Annotated in this window: 7 protein-coding genes; 5 read left to right on the top strand and 2 right to left on the bottom strand. The window is 65.7% G+C overall.

The window, feature by feature from the left end; all coding sequences use genetic code 11:
• Window positions 1-87: 87 nt before the first annotated feature.
• Window positions 88-3,057: a Tn3 family transposase gene (locus tag QRO95_RS18310; protein ID WP_011013256.1), complete on the bottom strand. Its 2,970-nt coding sequence runs from the start codon at window positions 3,055-3,057 to the stop codon at window positions 88-90.
• Window positions 3,058-3,059: 2 nt separating this feature from the next.
• Window positions 3,060-3,620, bottom strand: coding sequence for a recombinase family protein (locus QRO95_RS18305; RefSeq protein ID WP_011013255.1), 561 nt, complete (start codon window positions 3,618-3,620; stop codon window positions 3,060-3,062).
• Window positions 3,621-3,843: 223 nt separating this feature from the next.
• Between QRO95_RS18305 and QRO95_RS18300 the strand changes: the two genes are divergently transcribed.
• From QRO95_RS18300 to QRO95_RS18280, 5 genes are read left to right on the top strand one after another with little or no spacing between them, the layout of a single operon-like run.
• Window positions 3,844-4,788, top strand: a complete 945-nt coding sequence (locus tag QRO95_RS18300; RefSeq protein WP_285303145.1) for a chromate resistance protein ChrB domain-containing protein — start codon at window positions 3,844-3,846, stop codon at window positions 4,786-4,788.
• Window positions 4,789-4,841: 53 nt separating this feature from the next.
• Window positions 4,842-6,017: a chromate resistance efflux protein ChrA gene (gene chrA, locus QRO95_RS18295; RefSeq protein WP_128666879.1), complete on the top strand. Its 1,176-nt coding sequence runs from the start codon at window positions 4,842-4,844 to the stop codon at window positions 6,015-6,017.
• Between the two features lie 59 nt (window positions 6,018-6,076).
• Window positions 6,077-6,676 (top strand): superoxide dismutase, encoded by a 600-nt coding sequence (locus QRO95_RS18290; protein WP_128666867.1) that lies wholly within the window; start codon window positions 6,077-6,079, stop codon window positions 6,674-6,676.
• Window positions 6,673-7,134 (top strand): chromate resistance protein ChrB domain-containing protein, encoded by a 462-nt coding sequence (locus tag QRO95_RS18285; RefSeq protein WP_285303144.1) that lies wholly within the window; start codon window positions 6,673-6,675, stop codon window positions 7,132-7,134. The genes QRO95_RS18290 and QRO95_RS18285 overlap by 4 nt, the downstream gene beginning before the upstream one ends.
• Window positions 7,134-8,348 carry an MFS transporter gene (locus QRO95_RS18280; protein ID WP_285303143.1) on the top strand — a complete coding sequence of 405 codons (1,215 nt, stop codon included), beginning with the start codon at window positions 7,134-7,136 and terminating at the stop codon, window positions 8,346-8,348. Before QRO95_RS18285 ends, QRO95_RS18280 begins: the two co-directional genes overlap by 1 nt.
• Window positions 8,349-8,386: the final 38 nt, after the last annotated feature.

The raw sequence follows: 8,386 nt of genomic DNA, 5'->3' as shown, positions 1-8,386 counted from the left end.
CCGGTGCTCTCGGCCTTGCTGCCGGTGCGGAAGTTCTGGCCGTCCGACGATGACGGGGTCAGCTCACGAAACGGAAAAAATCGTACGCTAAGCCTCGCCAGGCATTCGTAGCGCCCGGAACTTGCCTTGCGCGACCTGCTTGTTCTGCCGCCAGATGTAATCGCCGGTCAGGTTGATGTGCTCCCAGCCCAGCGGCGAAAGATGCGGCAGCAGCCGTTCGTCGATGTTCTTACCCGAGTCCCGCAGCGCCTGGACCGCCCGCCCCAGGTAGACGGTGTTCCACAGGATGATTGCCGCCACCACCAGATTGAGGCCGCTGGCGCGGTAGCGCTGGTTCTCGAAACTGCGGTCACGGATTTCACCGAGCCGGTTCAAGAACACAGCGCGGGCCAGCGCGTTCTTGGCTTCGCCCTTGTTCAAGCCAATCTGCACACGGCGGCGCAATTCGACGTTCTGCATCCAGTCGAGCGCAAACAGCGTGCGCTCGATGCGCCCCAGTTCGCGCAGAGCCACGGCCAGACCGTTCTGGCGCGGATAGCTGCCGAGCTTCCTGAGCATCAGCGAGGCCGTCACCGTGCCCTGCTTGATCGAGGCGGCCAGCCGCAGGATTTCGTCCCAATGGGCGCGGATGTGCTTCACGTTGACGTTGCCGCCGATCAGGCCGGCGAGCGTCGGGTACTGCTTGGCGTCGCTATGGATAAACAGGCGCTTGTCGGCCAGGTCGCGGATGCGCGGGGCAAAGCGGAAGCCCAACAGGTGCATCAGCGCGAACAGGTGATCGGTGAAGCCAGCCGTGTCGGTGTAGTGTTCTTCGATGCGCAGGTCGGATTCGTGATACAGCAGCCCGTCCAGGACGTGGGTGGCGTCGCGCACCGTGGCATTGATGACTTTGGTGTGGAACGGCGCGTACTGGTCGGAGATGTGGGTATAGAACTGCACGCCTGGTTCCTGACCGTACTTCAAGTTCACTTGGCCGGCGGCTTGCCCCCGGCCGCCGGCCTTGAAGTTCTGCCCATCCGACGACGAGGTAGTGCCATCGCCCCAGTAGGCGGCGAAGGGCTGACGAAACTGGGCGTTGACCACCTCGGCCAGACCCGCCGAATAGGTCTCGTCGCGGATGTGCCACGCCTGCAACCACGTCAGCTTGGCGTAGGTCACACCGGGGCAGGACTCGGCCATCTTCGAGAGCCCCAGGTTGATGGCGTCGGCGAGAACGGTCGTCAGCAGTAGGTGTTGGTCTTCGGCCGCCTCGTCACTCTTGAGGTGCTTGAAGTGGCGGCTGAAGCCGGTCCAGCCATCGACTTCCAGCAGCAGTTCGGTGATCTTCAGGTGCGGCAGCAAGCTGTACGCCTGCTGCATCAGCACCTCGGCCTCGTCGGGCACGGCGTTGTCCAGCGGAGAAATCTTGATTCTCCCGGTGCTGGTGATGGCCGCATCGGGCAGTTCGTTGGCGGCGGCCAGCCGCTCGACTGTCGCCAGTTGCTCTTGCAGCACCGCGAGCCGCGCCTCCAGAAAGCGCTCGCAGTCGGTCTCCACGGCCAGACCCAATTCGCGCTGGTCACGCTGCGCCGCGAATCGCGGCGGCGGCAACAGGTAGTCCTCGAAGTCCTTGAACTGGCGCGAGCCCTGCACCCAGATGTCGCCGGAGCGCAGTGAGTTCTTCAGTTCGGACAGAATGCACAGCTCATAGAAGCGCCGATCCAGCCCATCGTCCGTGCGCACCAGGTTCTCCCAGCGCTTGCGCACGAAGGACGTGGGCGCGTCGTCCGGCACCTTGCGTGCCTGACGGTCGTTCATCCCCTTGAGCATTTCGACGGCGGCGAGCAGCTCGCGCGCCGCAGGCGCGGCCTTCATGCTCAACGCCTCCAGCAGGGTCGGCGTGTAGCGCCGGAGCTGGGTGAAGCCGTCGCCGACCAAGGACAAGAAATCGAAGTCCTCCGGCCGGGCCAGCGCTTCCGCTTCGGTGATGCTTTCGCTGAATACGTCCCAGGGGATGATCGCCTCGATGGCGGCGAACGGGTCGCTGCCCGATTGCTTGGCTTCCAGCAGGGCGCGACCGATACGAGAGTACAGCCGCACCTTGTCGTTGATCGCCTTGCCGGACTGCTGGAAGCGGTCGGCGTGATTGCGCTTGGCCTTGCTGAACAGCGAACCCATGAAACGGTCGTGCAGGTCGATGATCTCGTCGATGAGGGTGGCGCGGGTATCGAGGACTACCGCGACCAGGGTCGCAAAGCGGCGACTCGGCTCCAGGTCGCGAAGGTGCTGGGCGGTCATCTGTCCGCCCTCGCGGGCGAGCTTCAGCAGGCGGTTCTGGTGAATGGCGTGTTCCAGGTCGCCCGGCAGCACCAGGTCGCGGAGGGTCTTCAGTCGTTCGAGGTGGGCCAGCACATGCTTGGGCTTCGCCGGGCCAGGCGGTTGGCGTAGCCAGATCAGCCCGCTGCCTTTGGTGCCCTCGCGAATCGCCAGCAGGCCGTCAAGCGCGCGGCGGTGGAAATCACCCAGTGGCGCGGTGAGCGCTTCATAGACTTGGCGCGTGCCGCGTGTCAGCGCCTCGCTGCACACGCGCTCGATGACCTCGATGGTCGGAAGGATGATGCGCTGCTGCCGCAGCAACTCGATCAGCGCTTCGGCCAGCACGATACCTCGGTCGGTCTGCTGTGCCAGATCGGCGAGCTGGTGAACGAAGTGCCGGTAGTCGGTGACCGTGAACGGTGTCAGTTTCAGCCACGCCTGCAACTCCAACAGGTGCTCGCGTCGCGTTTCCGGCCGTTGCGCATACTGCGGCCAGATGTCCGGCTCGATACGCAACTGGCGGCCGACGATGTCCAGCAGGGAGACGGGTGGCTCCGCATCCGTCGGCAGGGCAAAGCCGGGATAGCGCAGGTAGCACAACTGCACCGCGAAGCCGAGCCGGTTGTGGCTGCCGCGCCGCTGGCGGATCACCGACAGGTCGGCTTCGGCGAAGGTGTAATGCTGGATGAGTTCGTCGTCAGTGGCCGGAAAGGCGAGCAGGCCGGTGCGCTCGACGGACGTTAGCAGACTGCGGCGCGGCATGGTCAGTCATCCGTTCTCAGGTATTGATACACAGTTTCCCGGCTGATGCCGAACTCGCGGGCAAGCTGTGCCTTCTTCTCGCCGGCTGCAGCGCGACGGCGCAGTTGGGCTACCTGCTCGGGCGCGAGCGCCTTTTTGCGGCCCCGGTAGGCCCCGCGCTGCTTGGCGAGCGCGATCCCCTCGCGCTGCCGCTCGCGGATCAGAGCGCGCTCGAACTCGGCAAATGCGCCCATCACCGACAACATCAGGTTCGCCATCGGCGAATCCTCGCCGGTGAATGTCAAGTGTTCCTTGACGAACTCGATGCGCACGCCGCGCTGGGTGAGGCGCTGCACCAGGCGGCGCAGGTCGTCGAGGTTCCTCGCCAGGCGGTCCATGCTGTGCACCACCACCGTGTCGCCCTCGCGCACGAAGGCGAGCAGCCGTTCCAGCTCGGGGCGCTGGGTGTCCTTGCCCGACGCCTTGTCGGAGAACACCTTGTCCACCTGGATGTGTTCGAGCTGCCGTTCCGGGTTCTGGTCGAAGCTGCTGACGCGGACGTAGCCGATGCGCTGACCGTGCACAGTGTCCTCCTGAGGCCCTTGTGTCAGGAAGAAATCTATGACCCTTGACGGGACATGTCAATTAATTCTGGAAGTGACTCTATTCTGACGTTTTACAGCCCGGGGGCTGACGCCAGGTTAGGGTATGCCTTAAATTGACGCTTCATCATGACTTTAGTTACTTCTATAACATTCTGTAGTATATATCACATTTCTCACTGCCTTCTGACCAAGGAGCCCGTGCTTGAGCTTTCTTGCCCTGTTCATCAGCCTCCCCACCAAGGCATCGACCGGCCGCATGCGCGTCTGGCGCTCCGTCAAGGCGCTGGGTTGCGCGACGCTGCGCGATGGGGTCTACCTGCTGCCTGACTCGGCCGACAGTGCCGCGGCGCTGGACGAAGTGGCGGCGCAGGCGGTGGAAGTCGGGGGCAGCGGCGAGGTCTATCGACTCTCGGGGTGCGAGGAAGCCCAGGAGGCCGCGCTGCGCGCCCTGTTCGACCGGGGCGAGGAGTACGCCGGCATCGCCGAGGAGATCAAGGAACTCGGGCGGAGCCTGACATCCCTGGATGGCGCCGCCGCCGCACGCAAGCTCCAGCCGCTCGTGCGCCGCTTCGAGCAGGTGGCGCGCATCGATTTCTTTCCCGGCGAGGCGCAGCGGCAGACCTTGAGCCTGCTGGACGACCTGCGCGACGCGATCACCCGCCGCATGTCTCCCGACGAGCCGACCGCCCGGCAGGCGGATGTTCCGCGGCTGGACCGCGCCGACTATCAGGGCCGGACCTGGGCCACGCGGGCGCGCCCGTGGGTGGACCGACTCGCTTCGGCCTGGCTGATCCGGCGTTTCATCGACCCGAGCGCTCGCATCGTCTGGCTGGCGAATCCCGCCGACTGCCGCAATGGCTGGCTCGGCTTCGACTTCGACGGCGCGGCCTTCAGCCACGTGGGCACCAAGGTCACCTTCGAGACGCTGCTGGCGAGTTTCGGACTTGATTCCGCCCCTGCACTGGTACGGCTGGGCGAGCTCGTGCATTGCCTGGATGTTGGGGGACTCCCGGTCGCGGAAGCGCTGGGCATCGAATCGCTGCTCACCGGCCTGCAGGCATCCGAACCCGACGACGACGCGCTGCTTGCTCGCGCGTGCGAAGTCTTTGACTGGCTACTCAAGAGTTACGAGGACAAAGCAACGTGAACGCCCCGACCAGACCTCAGACCGCTGCCACGACTGAAGCCGTCCCTCCAGCGATGAGCTACCTGCAGCTCTTCGCGCGCTTCCTCAAGTTCGGCTTGCTCGCATGGGGCGGGCCTGTGGCTCAGATCGGCATGTTGCGCCGCGAGCTCGTGGACGAGGAACGCTGGATCTCCAGCAGACGCTTCAACAAGCTGCTTGCGGTGATGCAGGTGCTGCCCGGACCCGAAGCGCACGAAATATGCGTTCATTTGGGCATCCGAGCGAAGGGGCGGCTTGGGGGCGTACTGGCGGGACTCGGGTTCATGCTTCCCGGATTCTTGCTGATGTTCGCGCTGTCCTGGCTGTACTTCCAGATCGAATTCGTGGGCACCTCGCTGGGCGCGGCGTTCCTTGGCGTGCAGGCGGCCGTGATCGCCCTGATCGTGCGCGCCGTGCACCGCATCGGCGAGCACATCCTGCTCGATCGCTGGTTGTGGGCCATTGCCATCGTTTGCGCGCTGGCCGCCATGGCTCGTGTCGACTTCTGGATCACCCTGCCGGCGAGCGGCCTGGTGTACGCCCTGCTCGTGCTGAAGCATCGGGTCTTGGCGCTGCTGGTGACACTGGGGGCGGTGGCGCTGGCCGCGGCCGTGGCTTTGTGGGCTGCGCCGGCGGCGAAGCTGGTGGAAACGGTCGTTCAAGGCCAGGCATCGGTGCTGCTCATCTTCGCCTCGGGCCTGAAGGCTGGCTTGCTCACCTTCGGCGGCGCCTACACGGCGATCCCGTTCGTTCGCAACGACGCCGTCGGGCGCGGATGGATGACGGATGGGCAGTTCCTGGACGGCCTGGCACTGTCCGGTGTGCTGCCGGCACCCCTCATCATCTTCGCCACGTTCGTCGGCTATGTGGCAGGGGGGCCGATCGGGGCGGTGGCCATGACGGTGGGTGTCTTTCTTCCGGCCTTTGCGTTCTCGCTGATTTTCTACGACCGGCTGGAGGCGGTCGTGGAGAACAAACGGCTGCACGCGTTCCTGGACGGCGTCGCGGCCGGCGTAGTCGGCCTGATCGGCGCAACCACCCTCGACCTGGCGCAGGTCACGGCTGAACGTGTGCCATCGCTGACGGTGGGCATGTCGATCTTCGCCGCAGGCTTGGCATTCCTTTATGCCTGGAAGAACAAGCTCAACGTCGTCGTCGTGATCCTCGCGGCGGGATTGGCGGGCTGGCTGGTGTTTCCGAACCAAGGCTGAATCTGATCGAGTCAGCCTTCGTCGCGCCGTTTCCGATCCACCCTACTGAGGAAGCCAAGATGCCTTACGAACTGAAGCCCCTTTCTTGCGATCCGGCCAAACTCACCGGCCTGTCCGAGAAGCTCATCGTCAGCCACTGGGAAAACAACTACGGCGGGGCGGTCAAGCGCCTCAATGCCATCGAGCAGCGCCTGGCCGAATTGACCTGGGCCAGCGCCCCGGTGTTCGAGATCAACGGCCTCAAGCGCGAGGAGATGATCGCCAGCGGTTCCATGATCCTGCACGAGGTGTACTTCGATTCCCTCGGCGGTACCGGCGGCGACCCTGGCGGAGCGTTGAAGCAGGCCATCGAGCGGGACTTCGGCTCCGTGGACGCGTGGCGCGCCGAATTCACGGCCATGGGCAAGGCCCAGGGCGGCGGCTCCGGCTGGACCTTGCTGGTTTGGAGCCCGCGGCGCGAGCGTCTAGTGAACGCCTGGGCCGCCGACCACGCGCACAACCTGGCCGGCGCCATGCCGCTCGTCGCCCTCGACATGTACGAGCACAGCTACCACATGGACTTCGGCGCCAAGGCCGCAGCCTATGTGGACGCCTTCATGCAGAACCTGTCCTGGACGGCGGCCGAGGCTGCGCTTGCCAAGGTGGAGGGCAGAGCGTGAAATGGGTCACCCGCGAACGCCCCAAGATCGACCGTATCGCCTGCCCCTGGCTGGTAACGCGCTTCATCGACGAGGCCCCCGAGTTCCTGTACGTGCCGGCCGGCGAAGTCATGAAGGTCGCCGCCGACACCGGCGCGATTCCCTATGACGTGCCGAATGTCGAGCTCGGCCACCATGGCGACCGCTGCAGCTTCGATGCCTTCATCGACAAGTACGAACTCGACGACCCGGCCTTGAACAAGCTGGCGCTCATCGTGCGCGCCGCCGACTGCGGCCAGCCGCAGCTGGCGAAGGAAGCGTCCGGCCTGGTCGCCATCTCGAAAGGGCTGTCGCTCAACTTCGCCGACGACCACGAGATGCTGAAGGCAGGCATGGTGATGTATGACGCGCTCTACGCCTGGTGCGCCCACTCCACCACGGGGCCGCTGAAGGTCGCCCGCCTGCCCCGCCTGAAGTGATGCTGCTGCCCGCCGGCGCCGCACCCGAGGCACGCCTGCTGCTGATCGGCCGGGCACTTCGGGCCTTCACCGACGGCTTTGTCGCCATTCTGCTGCCGGTCTATCTGCTCACGCTCGGGCTCGGCAAGTGGGAAGTCGGGCTGATCAGCTCCGCCACCCTGCTCGGGTCGGCGCTGGCGACCCTGGCGGTCGGGCAGTGGGGCCATCGCTTCCGGCAGCGTAGCCTGCTGCTTGCTGCCGCCGGGCTGATGACCGCCACCGGTCTGCTGCTGGCAGGCCTGGGCGGCATCGGCGCCTTCTGGCCGTTGGCTGTAGTCGCCTTCGTCGGTACGATGAACCCCAGCTCCGGCGACGTCAGCGTCTTCCTGCCGCTGGAGCACGCGCGGCTGGCCGAATCGGCGCAGGGCGAGGCGCGCACTTTTCTGTTCGCGCGCTATACCTTCGTCGGCGCCTTGTGTGCCGCGACCGGTTCGCTGGCGACCGCGATCCCGCAAGTGCTGACCGATGCCGGCCTGGCCCAGCTCGACGCGTTGCGCCTGATGTTCGTCGTCTACGGGCTGACCGGCGTCGCGATCTTCGCCCTGTATCGCGCCTTGCCGGACCACCGCGTGGACGAGCAGACGGCGGCGCCCACAGCGCTGGGGCCTTCGCGCGGCATCGTGATCAAACTGGCGGCACTGTTCTCGGTCGATGCCTTCGCCGGCGGGCTGATCGTCAATACCTTGCTCGCGCTCTGGCTGTTCGAGCGTTTCGACCTCTCGCTCGCCGCTGCCGGCCAATTCTTCTTCTGGGCCGGGCTGCTGTCGGCCGGCTCCCAGCTCGCCGCCCCCTGGGTAGCGCGCCGCATTGGCCTGATCAACACGATGGTGTTCACGCACATCCCGTCGAGCGTCTGTCTGATCCTCGCCGCCTTCGCCGACAGCCTGCCGGTGGCGCTCGCGCTGCTGTTCCTGCGCAGCGCCCTGTCGCAGATGGACGTACCCACGCGCTCGGCCTTCGTCATGGCGGTGGTGACGCCGGCAGAGCGCGCCGCGGCGGCGAGCTTCACCACCGTACCCAGGAGCCTCGCTGCCGCAGCTAGCCCCGCCATCGGCGGCGCCTTGTTCGCCGCCGGCTGGCTGGCGATGCCGCTGGTGGCCTGCGGTGTGCTCAAGATTGCGTACGACGTTGCACTTTGGCGCGCGTTTCGGAAGTACGAGGAATCTCCCTCGTGAGAGCGCTCGCGCGCAAGCGCATGGCGCGCCTTAGCGTA

Source organism: Stenotrophomonas maltophilia group sp. Smal13, assembly GCF_030236855.1.
GTDB lineage: Bacteria > Pseudomonadota > Gammaproteobacteria > Xanthomonadales > Xanthomonadaceae > Stenotrophomonas > Stenotrophomonas maltophilia_A.
The sequence above is the reverse complement of the archived record's forward strand: the minus strand, read 5'-3'. Positions and strand labels throughout refer to the sequence as shown.

Excerpts from the sequence above, each read along its gene's own strand:
- QRO95_RS18310 (WP_011013256.1), bottom strand. The coding sequence starts at position 3,057 with ATGCCGCGCCGCAGTCTGCTAACGTCCGTCGAGCGCACCGGCCTGCTC.
- chrA (WP_128666879.1), top strand. The coding sequence starts at position 4,842 with ATGAGCTACCTGCAGCTCTTCGCGCGCTTCCTCAAGTTCGGCTTGCTC.
- QRO95_RS18290 (WP_128666867.1), top strand. The coding sequence starts at position 6,077 with ATGCCTTACGAACTGAAGCCCCTTTCTTGCGATCCGGCCAAACTCACC.
- QRO95_RS18280 (WP_285303143.1), top strand. The coding sequence starts at position 7,134 with ATGCTGCTGCCCGCCGGCGCCGCACCCGAGGCACGCCTGCTGCTGATC.